At 62.0% G+C, this 15,854-nt stretch carries 14 protein-coding genes; 11 read left to right on the forward strand and 3 right to left on the reverse strand.

The genetic code is table 11. The features are described from left to right. Positions 1–46 precede the first annotated feature (46 nt). From glpC to G5306_RS07400, 9 genes are all read left to right on the forward strand, one after another. Positions 47–1,249 (forward strand): anaerobic glycerol-3-phosphate dehydrogenase subunit GlpC, encoded by a 1,203-nt coding sequence (glpC, locus tag G5306_RS07360; protein ID WP_421312650.1) that lies wholly within the window; start codon positions 47–49, stop codon positions 1,247–1,249. 623 nt (positions 1,250–1,872) lie between these two features. Continuing rightward, entirely contained in the window at positions 1,873–3,318 is a 1,446-nt protein-coding gene (gene nrfA / locus G5306_RS07365) for an ammonia-forming nitrite reductase cytochrome c552 subunit (protein WP_227342727.1), read from the forward strand. A 51-nt stretch (positions 3,319–3,369) separates the two neighbouring features. Then, entirely contained in the window at positions 3,370–3,969 is a 600-nt protein-coding gene (nrfB, locus tag G5306_RS07370) for a cytochrome c nitrite reductase pentaheme subunit (protein WP_421312651.1), read from the forward strand. Then, positions 3,966–4,646: a cytochrome c nitrite reductase Fe-S protein gene (gene nrfC / locus G5306_RS07375; protein WP_421249912.1), complete on the forward strand. Its 681-nt coding sequence runs from the start codon at positions 3,966–3,968 to the stop codon at positions 4,644–4,646. The genes nrfB and nrfC overlap by 4 nt, the downstream gene beginning before the upstream one ends. Before the next feature lie 87 nt (positions 4,647–4,733). Continuing rightward, positions 4,734–5,687 (forward strand): cytochrome c nitrite reductase subunit NrfD, encoded by a 954-nt coding sequence (nrfD, locus tag G5306_RS07380; protein ID WP_421249913.1) that lies wholly within the window; start codon positions 4,734–4,736, stop codon positions 5,685–5,687. Between the two features lie 172 nt (positions 5,688–5,859). Then, positions 5,860–7,827: a heme lyase NrfEFG subunit NrfE gene (gene nrfE, locus G5306_RS07385; RefSeq protein WP_421312652.1), complete on the forward strand. Its 1,968-nt coding sequence runs from the start codon at positions 5,860–5,862 to the stop codon at positions 7,825–7,827. Continuing rightward, entirely contained in the window at positions 7,824–8,438 is a 615-nt protein-coding gene (locus G5306_RS07390) for a DsbE family thiol:disulfide interchange protein (protein ID WP_270906055.1), read from the forward strand. Before nrfE ends, G5306_RS07390 begins: the two co-directional genes overlap by 4 nt. Continuing rightward, positions 8,435–9,640 carry a heme lyase NrfEFG subunit NrfF gene (gene nrfF / locus G5306_RS07395; protein ID WP_421312653.1) on the forward strand — a complete coding sequence of 402 codons (1,206 nt, stop codon included), beginning with the start codon at positions 8,435–8,437 and terminating at the stop codon, positions 9,638–9,640. Before G5306_RS07390 ends, nrfF begins: the two co-directional genes overlap by 4 nt. A gap of 125 nt (positions 9,641–9,765) precedes the next feature. Continuing rightward, entirely contained in the window at positions 9,766–10,218 is a 453-nt protein-coding gene (locus tag G5306_RS07400; protein WP_158109201.1) for an NUDIX hydrolase, read from the forward strand. An 80-nt stretch (positions 10,219–10,298) separates the two neighbouring features. Here the strand turns inward: G5306_RS07400 and phnX are convergent, their stop codons facing one another. Genes phnX through phnW form a run of 3 tightly spaced genes read right to left on the reverse strand, consistent with a single transcriptional unit; the run spans position 10,299 to position 13,727 of the window. Further along, on the reverse strand, positions 10,299–11,156 hold the full coding sequence (gene phnX, locus G5306_RS07405) for a phosphonoacetaldehyde hydrolase (RefSeq protein ID WP_421312654.1): 858 nt from the start codon (positions 11,154–11,156) through the stop codon (positions 10,299–10,301). After that, positions 11,149–12,588 (reverse strand): aspartate aminotransferase family protein, encoded by a 1,440-nt coding sequence (locus G5306_RS07410; RefSeq protein WP_421312655.1) that lies wholly within the window; start codon positions 12,586–12,588, stop codon positions 11,149–11,151. Before G5306_RS07410 ends, phnX begins: the two co-directional genes overlap by 8 nt. Next, complete coding sequence (phnW, locus tag G5306_RS07415) at positions 12,585–13,727, reverse strand: 2-aminoethylphosphonate--pyruvate transaminase (RefSeq protein ID WP_421312656.1); 1,143 nt, start codon at positions 13,725–13,727, stop codon at positions 12,585–12,587. Before phnW ends, G5306_RS07410 begins: the two co-directional genes overlap by 4 nt. A 254-nt stretch (positions 13,728–13,981) precedes the next feature. On the opposite strand from phnW, the gene phnR reads away from it, so the two are divergent. Then, positions 13,982–14,689 (forward strand): phosphonate utilization transcriptional regulator PhnR, encoded by a 708-nt coding sequence (gene phnR / locus G5306_RS07420; RefSeq protein WP_005300236.1) that lies wholly within the window; start codon positions 13,982–13,984, stop codon positions 14,687–14,689. A 120-nt stretch (positions 14,690–14,809) separates the two neighbouring features. Beyond that, on the forward strand, positions 14,810–15,829 hold the full coding sequence (locus G5306_RS07425; protein WP_421312657.1) for a putative 2-aminoethylphosphonate ABC transporter substrate-binding protein: 1,020 nt from the start codon (positions 14,810–14,812) through the stop codon (positions 15,827–15,829). Positions 15,830–15,854 lie beyond the last annotated feature (25 nt).

Here is a 15,854-nt window from a genome sequence, read left to right on the forward strand (position 1 = left end):
ACGTCCCATATCCCGTGTCTTCATCATCGCCGGGAGGAGAACTGACATGCTACTGGATCACGCCAACCAAACTTTCGATCAGTGCATCAAATGCACCGTCTGTACCGCCTACTGCCCGGTGGCCAAGGCCAACCCCGCCTACCCCGGCCCGAAACAGGCGGGCCCGGATGGCGAGCGGCTGCGCATCAAGAGCCCCGAGCTGTTTGACAGCGCCCTCAAGCACTGCACCAACTGCAAACGCTGCGAAGTAGCCTGCCCGAGCGGGGTGCGCATCGGCGACATCATCGCCAAGGCCAAACACCAGTACAGCGGTTTCAAACCGGGGATCCGCGAGTTCGTGCTCTCTCACACCGATATGATGGGCAGCATGTCTACCCTGATGGCCCCGGTGGTCAACTTCACCACCGGCCTCAAGCCGATGAAGCTGGTGCTGGACAAGGCGCTGGGGGTCTCCTCCCACCGCGACCTGCCCAAATACTCCCAGGGCACCTTCCGCGGCTGGTACAAGAAGCAAAAAGAATCTCAGTCCCGCTTTGCGCGGCAGATCGCCTACTTCCACGGCTGCTACGTCAACTACAACCACCCGCAGCTTGGCAAGGAGCTGGTGCAGGTGCTCAACGCCATGAACATCGGTGTGCAGCTGCTGGAGCGAGAGAAGTGCTGCGGCGTGCCGCTGATTGCCAACGGCTTCATGGACAAGGCCAAGCAACAGGCGGCCTTCAACATCAAGCAGATGGAGAACTCCCTGCTGGGTAACGAGATGCCACTGCTGGCTACCTCCTCCACCTGCGGCTTTACCCTGCGCGATGAATATCCCCACCTGCTGGAGCAGGACAACCATAAGGTGCGGGATCGCATCTCGCTGGTGACCCGCTTCCTGTGGAACGAGTTCTACAAGGGCAACAAACCGGCGATGAAGCCGCTCAATCTGCACATCGCCTACCACACCCCCTGCCACATGGAAAAAATGGGGGGCGTCATCTACACCCTCGAATTGCTGCGCGCCATTCCCGGGGTCAAGGTGACGGTACTGGAGTCCCAGTGCTGCGGTATCGCCGGCACCTACGGCTTCAAGTCGGAGAACTACCAGACCAGCCAGACCATCGGCGAGGGGCTGTTTGATCAGATCAACCGCCTCTCCCCCGATCTGGTGATCACCGATTGCGAGACCTGCAAATGGCAGATCGAGATGAGCACCAGCTTCCGCTGCGAGCATCCCATTCATCTGCTGGCCCAGGCTCTGGCATAAGATGAGCGTGACCATATCCGCTGGTGTAAACCCCGAAGCCGGGGTATTCGTTGGTTCACCACCATGCCTTTGGGGCTGCAACCCAAACAGTATCTGATCACGATAAGACCTGAGAGGAGCCGGCATTGCCGGCTTCTCTCATTGATGTTGCCGACCATCTCGCCCATCGGCGGAACGCCCGGCCCGTACAGACTGTAACCGACAGCCCTCTCAAAAAAGAATATTTATTCATTTATTATTTTTATACCCATAAATAGATAATTGATATGACAGATAACCCTACATGCCTTGCCAAATAACACAGGCATACCTCAGGTGTCGCTCCGTCCCGCCACAGAGACTCATTACACTTCCAATATTCTGACTTTCTTAATAATTTAACCGGGATCTCATTTCTGTCTGTTGGTGCTCTCGGTAATTGATCTAGCGCAAGCCCCCCTCTGATAAATCATCATTCTTTTTACCCATTTGGTAATATCCAACTCGAGCAATCGCATAAAAACATGGGTTTTATTCACTAATAACAATGAAGCGGCCTGCCTGCTCCTGCTTGGCGGGGGCGAACCAATGCCCACATCCAGGATGGAACTGTCAGGTCTGGCAATGAGATCGATTAGGGAGTGATGATCGTGAGTTCACGCAACAGACAGATCAAGCTGGGCCTCGCCGCCCTGCTGCTGACTACCAGCCTTGGCACCAGCGGCTGGGCACAGGCAGCCGATGACACGCAACCCAAAGGCAAGATCGAGGCGCGCAGCGAGCTGTTCGCCAAGGATCACGCCGATCAGTTCACCAGCTGGCAAGCCACCAGCGAAAGCAAGGAACGCACCGATGCGCTGGCGGAAGATCCCAACATGGTGGTGCTGTGGGGCGGTTACCCCTTCGCCAAGGATTACAACAAGCCACGCGGTCACTTCTATGCCCTGACCGACGTGCGGGAAACCCTGCGCACCGGCGCCCCCAAGACCGCCGAAGATGGTCCGCTGCCGATGGCCTGCTGGAGCTGCAAAGGCCCGGATGTGGCCCGCGTCATCGACGAGCAGGGTGAGGATGGCTACTTCAAAGGGATGTGGGCCAAGGGTGGGCCGGAAGTAGTCAACACCATCGGCTGCGCCGACTGCCACGACACCGCCTCGAAGGAGTTCAAGGAGGGTAAACCGGCCCTGCACCTCTCCCGTCCCTATGCCGATCGGGCCATGACCGCCATCGGCAAGCCGTTCAAGGAGCAGGGGCGCTTTGATCAGCAGTCCCAGGTGTGCGGCCAGTGCCACGTGGAGTATTACTTCAGCGGCCCCACCAAGGCGGTCAAATTCCCCTGGGACAAGGGCACCACTGTGGAGCAGATGGAGGCCTATTACGATGAAATCGGCTTTGCCGACTGGACCCATGCCCTCTCCAAAACCCCCATGCTGAAAGCCCAGCACCCCGAGTACGAAACCTGGCGCGCCGGCATTCACGGCCAGAACAACGTCGCCTGTGTCGATTGCCACATGCCCAAGGTGCAGAACGAGCAGGGCAAGGTCTACACCGATCACAAGGTGGGTAACCCCTTCGATCGCTTCGAGCAGACCTGCCGCAACTGCCACACCCAGAGCAAGGAGATGCTGCAAGGGATTGTCAAACAGCGCAAAGAGGCGGTGATCGAAACCAAGCTGAAGGTCGAGAAGCAGCTGGTACACGCCCACTTTGAAGCCAAGGCGGCCTGGGATGCCGGCGCCACCGAGGCAGAGATGAAGGATATTCTGCAGGACATCCGTCACGCCCAGTGGCGCTGGGACTACGCCATCGCCTCCCACGGGGTGCAGATGCACGCCCCCGAAGTGGCCCTCAAGGTACTTGGCAGCGCGCTGGATAAAGCCGCTGACGCCCGCACCAAGCTGGCGCGCCTGTTGGCCAGCAAGGGGATCAGCCACGAGATCGCCATCCCCGACATCTCCACCAAGGAGAAAGCGCAAGCCGCCCTTGGCATGGATATGAAGCAGTTCAACAGCGACAAGGCCCAGTTCCTCAAGACCACGGTCCCCGCCTGGGATGCCGAGGCCAAAGCGGCCGGACGGCTGGCACAGTAACGGCGCCTGCGGGCCCGGCCAGACCAGGCCCGCAGCGGATGGAGGCTTCCTATGGGTGATTTAACGATGGATTTTTTACGACTGATGCTGATGGCAGCCATGCTGCTCACCAGCCTGCAGGGTCAGGCGGCCGAGCCGGCAGCAGCCCCTGTTCCAGCTACACATGAGGTGGAATTTTTACGCAATCCCGACAAGGCTTGCACCGACTGTCACAAGGAGCAGAGCGAAGGGATGCACGGCAAGCATGGTCAGGCGACCAATCCCAACAACCTGGCACCTGTCACCTGCACCAACTGCCACGGCCAGCCCTCCCCCCAGCACCGGGAAGGGGTCAAGGATGTGATGCGCTTCAGCCACAGCCTGAAGGATAAAGAGAGCATCAAGCTTTATCCCATCAGCGAGCAGAATGGAGTCTGCATGAGCTGCCACGAGCCTAAAGAGCTGCGCGAGGCGCTCTGGGCCCACGACGTGCACGCCACCAAGCTCACCTGCACCAGCTGCCACCAGCTGCATCCGGTCAAGGAGCCCATGGTGGCGATCCCGGAAAAATCCCGCATCAAGCTCTGCGTCGACTGCCACAGCAAGCAACATGAGGCCAGCAAGGCCCGGCAGGAGCAGTCCAAACCGGCTACCGGCAAGGAGGCATCATGAGCTGCTCTCGCCGTGACTTTATGGCGGGCATGGGCGCGGGGGCCCTTATCATGATGACGGGGCCGACTCGTTCCCTTGCTACCCCCCTCGCCCACAGCCAGACCATCGACGGGATCCGCTATGGCATGATCCACGACGAGACGGCCTGCATCGGCTGCACCGCCTGCATGGACGCCTGCCGGGAGGTCAACAAGGTGCCGGAAGGGGTCTCGCGCCTCGAGATCATCCGCTCCGGCCCCATCGGCACCTTCCCCGATGCCGAGTACCACTTCTTTCGCAAGTCCTGCCAGCACTGTGACAACGCCCCCTGCGTGCACGTCTGCCCGACCGGCGCCTCCCATATTCGCAAGGAGGATGGCATCGTCGATGTCGACGCGGATCTCTGCGTCGGCTGCATGTATTGCCTCGCCGCCTGCCCCTATCAGGTGCGCTTTATCAACCCGGTCACCCGAGTGGCGGACAAATGCGACTTTTGCCGCAAGACCAACCTGGCGGCGGGCAAGGAGCCGGCGTGCGTGGAATCCTGCCCCACCAAGGCGCTGGTGTTCGGCAATCTGGATGATCCGGACAGCCCCATCGCCCAACGGCTGGTGAAGGAGACCACCTATCGCTACAAGCAGGCGCTCGGCACCTCGCCCAAGATGTACCGCGTGCCCAAAGGGGAGATAAAGTCATGACGATGCAAGAGGCGTTTCACTTCCCTTCCCTCGTGTGGGAATTTGTCCGATCGCCATCTACCGCAGTAACAGAAGGAGGAATGGATCATGTTGCATGACGCATTTCACTTCCCTTCACTGGTGTGGGACTGGCCCATCGCCATCTATCTCTTTCTGCTCGGCATCTCCGCCGGGGCCACCACCCTTTCGGTGCTGCTGCGCCGCAAGGGGGCCGGCAGCGAGAGCGGCATCATCAAGGCGACCGCCATTCTGGCGCCAGCGAGCGTGATATTGGGGCTGCTGATCCTTATCTTCCATCTGGCCCGCCCCTGGACCTTCTGGAAGCTGATGTTCCACTACCAGTTCGACTCCGTGATGTCGATGGGGGTCATGCTGTTTCAGCTCTATATGGCGGTGCTGTTCGTCTGGCTGGCGGTGGTGTTTCGCGCCGAGATTGAGACCTTGCGTCGTCACCTGCTGCAAGAGAAGTTCGCTTTTGTGGATGGGCTGATTGGCTGGCTTGCCCGCATCGAGCGGCTGCTGGCCCCGCTGTTGTTGCTGCTCGCCGTGCTGCTGGGGGCCTACACCGGCTTTCTGCTCTCGGCGCTCAAGACTTATCCGCTTTTGAACAACCCTGTGTTGCCGGTGTTGTTTCTGGTCTCGGGCATCAGCTCCGGCATCGCCTCCACCATCTTGCTGGCGGTGACAATCTTCAAGGAGAACCATCACAGCCAGGGGGTGAGCTTTGTGCATCGTTTCGAGCGGCCGGTGCTGGCGGTGGAGGTGCTGCTGCTGGTCTGCTTCTTTACCGGCCTCTACTTCGGTGGCGGCCAGAAAGAGGCTGCCATGTGGGCGGCCATCGGCAGCGGTTTCTGGGCTCAGGTGTTCTGGCTCGGGGTGGTGGGCATCGGCATGCTGCTGCCCCAGCTGCTGGCTCTGCTGACCCCGGCGCCCCTGCGGGTGCGAAACGGCCATCTGGTGCTGGTCTGCAGCCTGACCCTGGTGGGGATCCTGCTGCTCCGCTACTTCGTGCTCTATGCCGGTCAAATGACAGTCGTATAACGGTATGATCACCAGCGCCAGCCACCCTCGGGTGACTGGCGCTAGTTTGTTGCTGGCCCAATGAATTTCTGGTGATGCCACACCCGTTGCTTGGCAATATTCCCCGCCAAAGCGAGACGACGCTGCGTGTGTGCCATGACATGAATGACATCAAAGATTGACTGGAGGTTGTGTGCTGGCGGAGCTCGGCTATCTCTCACTGTTGCTGGCGGCGGCACTCTCCTTGCTGCAGGGCACCCTGCCCTGGCTGGGATTGCGGCTCGCCTCCCCGACCCTGCTGCGCTGCGCCACGCCGCTGGCGCTGATCAATGCCATCCTGCTGGGGGCCGCCCTCCTGCTGCTCGCCAGCTGCTTTGGCCAGGATGATTTCACCGTCAGCTATGTGGCCCAGCACGCCAACAGCGCCCTGCCCCTGGGCTTCAAGCTGGCTGCGGTATGGGGGGGCCACGAGGGCTCCATGCTGTTCTTCGTGTTTGCGCTGGGGCTGTGGGGCGCCCTGGTGGCCCTTTGCTCCAGGCGGGTCGATCCGCTTATTACAACCCGGGTATTGGCCATCATGGGGCTGATCGTCGGCCTGTTCGGCCTCTATACCCTGATCTTCTCCAGCCCGTTTGACCGCCAATTCCCGGGACCACTGGAGGGGCGCGACCTCAACCCCATGCTGCAGGATATCGGCCTTATCATCCACCCGCCCCTGCTCTATCTCGGTTACGTCGGCTTTGCGGTCAACTTCGCTTTCGCCATGGCGGCGCTGCACTCGGGTCGGCTCGATGGCGCCGTGGCTCACTGGAGCCGCCCCTGGGCGATCGGCTCTTGGGTATTTCTCACCGCCGGCATAGTGCTGGGCTCCTGGTGGGCCTATTACGAGCTCGGCTGGGGCGGCTGGTGGTTCTGGGATCCGGTAGAAAACGCCTCCCTCTTGCCCTGGCTGCTCGGCACTGCCCTGCTGCACGCCCTGATTGTCTGCGAGAAGCGCGGCGCCTACGGCCACGCCGTGCTGTTACTCTCCATCTTCACCTTCGCCTTGAGCCTGCTCGGCACCTTCGTGGTGCGCTCCGGGGTACTCACCTCGGTGCACGCCTTTGCGGTGGACCCCAGCCGCGGCCTCACCCTCTTGTTGCTGCTCGGTTTGCTATTGACCTGCGCCCTCACCCTGTTTGCCCTGCGCGCAGACATTCGCGCTCCCTATGCCCGCTTTGGCTTGCTGTCAAAAGAGGGGCTGCTCGGCGCCGCCATCCTGCTGCTCTGCGTGGCCTGCGCCAGCGTGCTGCTCGGCACCTTCTACCCCATGGTGTTCCAGTCGCTTCATCTGGGTTCGCTCTCGGTGGGCGCCCCCTATTTCAATACCATCTTCGTGCCGCTGGCCCTCTGCCTGATGACGCTGATGACCCAGCTGCCGCGCCTGCGCTGGCAGCAGCTTGCGGCACATTCCCGACTCAACGCGCTGTTACCGCCGCTGTTTGGCCTGCTTGGCGGCGGGCTGCTTAGCCTTGCCTATCTGGAACAGGGATCGTTTTCCGGTAGCTGGATTGGCATCCTCGCCAATATGGTGAGCCTCTGGCTGATGGCCAGTCTGTTGCTCCCGCTCTTGCAACTGACGTCGCGGCGTGAGCTCACCCTCAATCGGTTCGGCAGCCTGCTGGCCCATCTCGGGGTGGCGGTGTGCGCCCTTGGCATCGCGCAGGTGAGTCACCACAGTCAGGAGGGGGGCACTGTGTTAAGTGCCAACCAACCCTACCAGCTCGGCGCGTTCGAGTTTCGCTATGAGGGGCGCGAGCCGGTGATCGGCCCCAACTACACCGCCGAGCGCATCACGCTTAGCGTGCACAAGAACGGTAAAGAGGTGGCGCGGCTGACGCCGGAGCGGCGCCACTACAGCGTTCGCACCATGAACATGAACGAACCCGGCATCGCGTGGGGAATGTTCGGCGATCTCTACGTGGTACTGGGTGAGAAGATGGGACCAGATGCCTATGCCATGCGGCTGCACTACAAGCCGCTGGTGCGCTGGATCTGGTTCGGCGGCCTGTTGATGATGGCGGGCGGCACCCTGCGCCTGCTCGCCCGTCACCCCTTGCTCGCCTCCCGCCCCGTTGTGGTTGGCGCCTCCCATCCCCGGCTCGAACAGGAGGCGTTATGAGATCCCGCCTGCGCCTCTTTCTTCCACTGCTCCTTACCCTGAGCCTCGGCATCCTGCTCTGGCTCGGCCTTGGCAACAATCCCTACAGCCAGGATGAGGCGACGCTCGGCCGTACCCTGCCTGCGTGGCAAAGCAACAATCTGCTGGATGGGAGTCCGATCCAGACTGCCAGCCTCAAGGGCGAGCCCTTTGTCCTTAACGTCTGGGCCAGCTGGTGCGCCAACTGCCGCGCCGAGCATCCGCTGCTCAGCGAGCTCGCGGGCACCGTGCCCCTCTACGGTCTCAACTACCGGGACAAGGGGGATGCGGCCCGCGCCTGGCTTATCCAGGCGGGCAACCCCTATCGCGCCGTACTGGCCGACCCTAACGGCAAATTGGCTCTTGAGCTCGGCGTCTACGGCACGCCAGAGACCTATCTGTTTGATGCCGATGGTGCCCTGCTCGCCCGCCACACCGGCGAACTCACCAAAGGGATCTGGCAACGCCAGTTTGCCCCCCTGCTCGACAAGGCGCGAGCGGATGCGCAGATAAAGGCCGCCACAATGGCACCCGCGATTGCGCCATCTATTGCGCCGTCTATTGCAACATCAGCTCGGGAGACACAGCCATGATGTGCCGTTCTCTTGCTTGCGCCCTGCTGGCCCTCGGCATGCTGCTGAGTGCAACTGCATATTCCAGCGGGGTCGATACCTATCAGTTTCGCCACCCCGAGCTGCAAAATCGGGCGCAAGAGCTGGCCCGCGCCCTGCGCTGCCCCCAGTGCCAAAACCAGAATCTGGTAGAGTCCAACTCCCCCATCGCCCGAGATCTGCGGCTAGAGCTCTACCGCTGGGTGGACGAGGGACAGAGCGATGAGCAGGTGATCGCCCGGATGACGGAGCGCTTCGGCGATTTCGTCCGCTACGCTCCCCCCTTAAAGGCCAGCACGGCGCTGCTGTGGGGCGGTCCCCTGCTGCTGTTGGGGCTGGCGCTGTTGACCCTGTTTCGCCGCCTGACGCGCACAAAGGCGCAACCCATCCCTGTCGTTAAAGCAACTGTTGAGGCAATCCATCAACCCGCCGCCGATCCGCGCAGCGAATTGAATTTGCTGATCATGCACGGGGAACAAGCAGACCTCTCCCCAGACCAATCACTCTACAGGGAGCTGAGCGCCGCCCGCCTAGCCAACGCCATCCCGGCAGCTGAGCTGACCCTGCGTGCGCAACTGGCCAGCCTGCGTGACAATCGCGGCCGCAATAACCGGCACGGGCGGGCCTTGTTGCTGCTTGGCATCATGGCCATCGCGGCCGTTGCCACTGTGTATTTCAGCAGCGGCCGTTATCAGGCATGGCAGGATTATGCATCCCGTCCCGATCCGCTGGCGGGGTTGAGCCCGCGGGATCTGCAGGACAAGGAGCTGGGGAGTCTGCATCAGAAGCTTCAGCGCAACCCCGCCGATCTCGACAGCTGGGCGGCGCTCGGCCAGCTCTATCTCTATCGGGGCGAATATGACAACGCCCTGCTCGCCTACCAGCGTCTCGCTCTGCTGGAGGGGGGCGCCAGCGCAGCGACTCAAGCCGCGCAGGCCACCGTGCTCTACTATCAGGCGGGCCAGCAGCTCACCCCGGAGGCACTGCACCTGCTCGATAGCGCCCTCAAGCAGGACGCGGGGGAAGTGAGCGCCCTGATGCTGCTCGCCTCCGATCACTTCCTGCATGGTCGCTACAGCCAGGCCATTGCGCTGTGGCAGCAACTGCTCGATGAAGAGCGCCCCCGCATCAACCGGGCCGCGCTGATCGAGGCGATCCAGACGGCAAGCATAATGGGGGGCTGACCGCCTCCTGTCACTTTGGCCCCCCCCTCGTCGGCACAGACCAGTGCCGACCGTAAAATCACTTGCCACTCTGACTCGTCCGCCAAACAATACGGCTCTCTTTGGCCAACCTCTGGAGTCACATCATGATCCCCATTCGCTGCAAGGCCGTCTCTGGTGTTGCCCTTACCACTGTCGATGGCGAAACCAGATTGCTGGTGATGAAACGGGTCAAGGGGGGCTTCTGGTGCCATGTGGCGGGCACGGTGGAGGCGGGTGAAACCGGCTGGCAGACCATTATTCGGGAGTTTGGCGAAGAGACGGGGATCCGGGTCACCGAGCTCTACAACGGCCAGTATCTGGAGCAGTTTTACGATGCCGCCTTGAATACGGTGGAGGTGGTGCCGGTTTTTGTGGTCTATTGCCCGGCCAATCAGGCGGTGACCCTCAACGATGAGCACACAGACTATCGCTGGTGTTCCCTGGCCGAAGCCAAGGCGCTGGTGAGTTTCCCCGGCCAGAAGGCGCTCTACGACCATATCTGGCACCACTTTGTCGACAACGCCCCCTCTCCCCTGATGCGGGTCGATATCCGCTGACCGCACACGGCTTCACCCTGTAAATGCAACACGCCCCCGGATGGGGGCGTGTTGTATCTAAAGCCCGTCAAGCGCTTTTGTTAGACCAAGCAGATGGCCTCTGGCCGCTCGCCAGCGGCCAGACGGCGGTTGATATCGGCGATAACCGGGGCGATGTCGGCCAGGGTATCAATCACATAGTGTGCCCCCGCCGCCCGCAGTTTGGCCTCGGCCGGTGCGCGCCGGGCGGCGCTCTCCGCCTCGCTCATGGCGACAAACTCTTCCCAGGTGGCGCCAAACTCGTTGCCGGAAACCGACAGCCCCACAGTCCACATGCCCGCGTTCAACCCTTCGCTGATACCCGGCACGGCGTCATCCACCTTGATGCAGCGATGCACCGCGCTTACTCCCAGCTCAATTACGTTGGCCAGCGCCATCCAGGGACCGGGGCGACCACCAGCCTTGAGATCGTCGGTGGCGACCCAGTGATCCGGGCGGTAGCCGTGATCGGCCGCAGCAGGTACCAGCGCCTCCATCACCGGACGGGGATAACCGGAGCAAGAGCCGATTTTCATCCCCTGCACCCGCAGAGCATCCAGCACCGGCAGCACACCGGGGATGGGGGTGGCAAAGCGGGTCACCGCGGCAATCTGCAGCGGCATAAAGGTGTGATAAATGTGGTCCACCTCGGCGTGGCTCATAGGATGGCCGAAGCGGGCCTGCCAGCGCGCATCCACCGAGGGCAAACGGCCCAGCGCGGCGATATGATCCCACTTGCCAAGGCCCATGGGCTGGCGTGCTTCGTCCAGGGTCACAGCAAAGTCATAGGCGCGGGCGAAGGCCTCGACGAAGATGGAGGTGGGGGCGAAGGAGCCGAAATCAACGACGGTGCCGGCCCAGTCGAGGATCAGCGCCTCCACGTCGATGGTCGGGTCTACAGCAATCTGCAAGTCAGTCATGGTGGTGTTCCTGTTTCGGTGAAAGTGCGATCTCGCCAAGGGCGCGATCGAGAATGGTGATGGCGCGCACCAGATCGGCGCGGGCGATATTGAGCGGCGGCGAGAGCTGGATGACGTTCCCTTGGGAGACCTTGAAGCTGAGCCCCAGCTCCAGACAGCGGTAGAGCAGCCGCTCGGCGGCCTGGCTGTTGCGGGTGCGACTCTGATGATCGACCACCAGATCGAGTGCCCAGAGCAAACCGATACCCCGCACTTGCCCGATCAGCGGGTGACGCTCGGCAAGCGCCGCGAGCTCGGCCGCCATAAAACGGCCATCCTCCTGCGCTTTTGCCAGCAATCCAGCTTCGCGGATTGTCTCTATAGTGGCGAGGGCCGCCGCGCAGCCGATAGGGCTCTTCTCGTGGGTGTAGTGACCGAGCGAAATAACTGCGGCCTGATTGAAACGGTCGCGGGTAATGAGCGCGGCAAACGGTACCACCCCGCCCCCCAACCCCTTGCCCAGACAGATGATGTCAGGCTCGATGCCAAACTCTTCAAAGCTGAACCAGTGGCCAGTGCGCCCCAGGGCGTTGGGGATCTCGTCGACGATCAGCAGCACCTTGTGGCGATCGCAGATCTCGCGCACCCGCTGCCAGTAGGCCTTCGAGGGCACCTGCACATCGGTGTTGCGGATAGGTTCGGCGATAAAGGCGCCGATCCCTCCCTCCTTCTGGATGACGTACTCCAGATAATCGGCGTAGTGCTGGTCATCCCCCTCCCCGCGATACCAGACACCGCGATAGCGGGTGGGCGGCGGGATGCGCTCCACTCCGGCCATCAAGGGGCCCATGCCGGCGCGAAAACAGGCTTCACCGCCGACCGAGATGGCATCGAGAGAGGCGCCGTGAAAGGCATCCCAGAGGGACACCACCTTGCTGTTGCCGGTGATGAAACGGGCAAGCTTCAGGGCAATCCCCACCACCTCGCTGCCGCCGGGGGCGAACAGCACCCGGTTGAGATCGCCGGGGGCCAGTTCAGCCAGGGTGCGGGCGCAGTCGATGGCAACCTGATGGGTGTAGCGGCGGGGTGCAAACGGCAGATTGGCGAGTTGCTGCTGCACCGCGGCCACCACCCTGGGGTGGCCGTGGCCCAGCTGATGGACGCTGTTGCCGTGAAAATCGAGGTAACGCTTGCCCGATACGCTGGTCAACCAGCTCCCCTGCGCCCCCTCGATCAAATCCAGACAGGGGGTGGAGAGTGCCTGATGGAGAAAGTAGCGGCTATCCTCCGCCAATCCCGCCTGCACCGCCTCGCTCTGGTCAGCCCACCAGCGCGCCCGCCCCTCGCCAAGGTTGATATCCCCTTCGCTATCGGCGCGGCCGCTGCCGTGCAGCTTATGGTCATGCAAATCGCGGCCACGCAGATCACGACCCTGAGCCAGCATGCTGGTCATCGCGCGCCCCCTTGCCAGTAGCAGGCGCTGGCCATGGCGGCGAGCAGAGCGCGCACCCGCTCTGGGGTCACATCACCGATATTGCCGATACGGAAGCAATCGGCCTGGGAGACCTTGCCCGGGTAGATAACAAAACCCTGTGCCTTGAGCCGCTGGTAGAAGTCGGCGAAGCGGTAGTCAGGGTGGGTCGGAGAGTAGAAGGCGGTGATGATGGGAGATTGCCACTGTTCTGGCAGCAGTGGCGCAAAGCCGAGGGCAGCCATCCCCGCCACCAGCGTGCGCTGATTTTCATTGTAACGCTGATGGCGGGCGGCGATGCCCCCCTCCTCGTCCAGCTCGCGCAGCGCCTGGGCAAAGGCAAGCACGGTATGGGTGGGCGAGGTAAAGCGCCACTTGCCCCCTTGCTGCTCCATGGTCTGCCACTGGGCGTGCAGGTCGAGGGAGACCGAGCGGGCACGACCGGCGCAGGCCGCCAGCGCAGCGCGGCGGGCGATGACGAAGCCAAAGCCAGGCACCCCTTGAATGCACTTATTGGCGGAACTGATCAGAAACTCGATGCCAAGGCGGCCCATGTCGATGGGGATGCCGCCAAAGCTGCTCATGGCATCAACGATCAGGCGGATGCCGCGGCGCAGGCAGAGCGCAGCCACCTCATCGAGCGGATTGAGCATGCCGGTGGTGGTCTCACAGTGCACCATGGCCAAGTGGGTGATCTCGGGGTGGCGCGCCAGCATCGCCTCAATGGCGGCGGGTTCCGGGCGGGTGGTCTCGCCGCAGTCCAGCTCATGGTGGCGCAGGCCAAGGCAGCGGGCCATCTCCCCCATGCGGGCACCGTAGGCGCCGTTGTTGATGATCAGCAGGCACTCATCGACGCCTATCGCCGAGCCCAGCACGCTCTCCACCACATAGCTACCACTCCCTTGCAGCAGCACGACGCTGTAGTCACTTTCATATTCAGGGCCAGTTGCAAGCCGCACCAGCTCGCGGCGGATGGGCTCCACCACACCCTGGTTGTAGTCCGCATCCCAGGTACAGCTGTCTTGCAGCATGGCGGCGCGCACCGTCGCGGTGGTCGAGAGGGGGCCCGGGGTCAGCAGCAGGTAATCGACGGCGGCGGGGGCCGCAGGAATATGGGTCATGACTTCGCTCCTTTTTGGTATATACCAGAATGAGCGCATTGTGGGTAACTGCCCCGCCAAGGTCAAAGGGGTGGCGCTACGTGCAACAAAAAATTCATTTTCAGCGCCAGGATCGCGATAATCTAGGAAGCCTGAACAGCAGGGGCGATGCTGGTATCTACCAACTTGTTTTTATTTCGTCGTTTAACGGTCGGGCTGATGACCAGCCCTGCGCCCAGCCCATTGCCCAACTTATTGCAAAACCAGGGATTTTCATGAGCAAACCGCAATACCTGCAGATCAAGGATGCCCTCGCCAACCAGATCCTGGCGGGGGGTCTGGCCCCCAACGACAAGCTCCCCTCCGAGCGGCTGCTGGGGGAACTCTATGGCACCACAAGGGTCACCATTCGCGAGGCACTGGTGCAGCTGGAGGCGAACGGCCTTATCTATCGGGAGGATCGCCGCGGCTGGTTTGTCACCCCGCCGCGCTTTCGCTTGAACCCCAGACGCACCTCCAACTTTCACCAGATAGTGCGGGAGCAAGGGGGCGAGCCGCGCACCGAGCTGCTGGAGAAAAGCCGCCAGGCGGTGCCGCCTGCGTTGATGGCGCAACTGCAGCTCAAGCCGTTCGACAGCCTGTTTCTGCTCAAACGGCTGCGCTACGCCAACGGGCGCGCCATCTGCTACTGCGAGAACCACTGCCTGCCAGAGCGGGTGCCCGGCCTGCTGGAACTGGATCTCAACGGCAGTCTGACCGAGATCTACCAGGCCCATTACGATCTCCACTACGCCCGCATGCAGGTACGTTTCTTCCCCACCGCCCTGCCGGACGAGGTGGCCAAGGCGCTGGGGGCCACCGCCGGTCTGCCCGCCCTGCGCCTCGAGCGACTCAACTTCGATCAGCACGGCCGGGTGCTCGACTTCGATCTGGAGTACTGGCGCCACGACAGTCTGGAGATCGAGGTGGATACCCAGGATTAGTCACGAACAAATCAGGAACAGCAAAACGTCACGGGGCTGTCACGGTCACGTCATAAAGATCCCCTAGCCTCTCTCTCGACCAATCTGGTTTATACCAAGCCAACTTATATGGAGAAGAGGATGAAACAGGGAACCCATCTGCTGGCCGCCGCCGTGCTGGCTGCCATGACCACCCCGGTACTGGCCGCAACCGATCTCACCGTCTATACCGCCTTCGAACCGGAGCAGCTCAGCGAGCTGAAAACCGCGTTCGAGCGCCAGCATCCGGATATCAACATCAAGTGGGTGCGTGACTCCACCGGCGTGGTCACCGCCCGCTTGCTGGCAGAAAAAGCCCAGCCCAAAGCGGATGTGGTATGGGGGCTGGCGGCGACCAGCCTGATGCAGCTCGATCAGCAGCAGATGCTCAATGCCTATGCACCGAAAGGGCTGGATAAGCTCGACAGCCGCTTTCGCGACAGCAAGGCCGAGCCGCACTGGATCGGTCTGGACGCCTTCTTCAGTGCCATCTGCTTCAACAAGGTAGAGGCCGAGAAACAGGGGATCCCGGCCCCCACCAGCTGGGCCGACCTCACCAAGCCCATCTACAAGGGCAAGGTGATCATGCCCAACCCCAGCTCCTCCGGCACCGGTTACCTGAGCGTCGCTGGCTGGCTGCAGACCATGGGTGAGAAGCAGGGATGGCAATTTATGAACGGCCTGCACCAGAACATCGACCGTTACACCCACTCGGGCTCCGCCCCCTGCAAGCTGGCCGCCAGCGGCGAGACGGTGATCGGTATCTCCTTTGACTTCCCGGCCACCAGCCTCAAGGCCAAGGGTGCCCCCATCGAGGTGGTGTTCCCGAAAGAGGGTTCGGGCTGGGATATGGAAGCTGCCGCCATCATCAAGGGCACCCCCAAGCTGGATGCCGCCAAGCAGTTGCTCGACTTTGCCGCCACCGAACAGGCCAACGCCCTCTACAACAAGTCGTTCGCAGTGGTCGCCATCCCGGATGTGGCCAAGCCCAGAGCCGGCTATCCCGCCAATATCAAAGGCCAGATGATCGACAACGACTTTGGCTGGGCTGCCCGCGAGCGCAACACCATCCTGGCCCAGTGGAGCGCCAGTTTCGACGGCAAGACCGAAGCCAAGCAGTAAGCGTGAAGGGCTGCGGTTTGTTCAC

The sequence above is a fragment of the Aeromonas sp. 603404 genome, assembly GCF_049171775.1.
Classification (GTDB): Bacteria; Pseudomonadota; Gammaproteobacteria; order Enterobacterales; family Aeromonadaceae; genus Aeromonas; species Aeromonas veronii_A.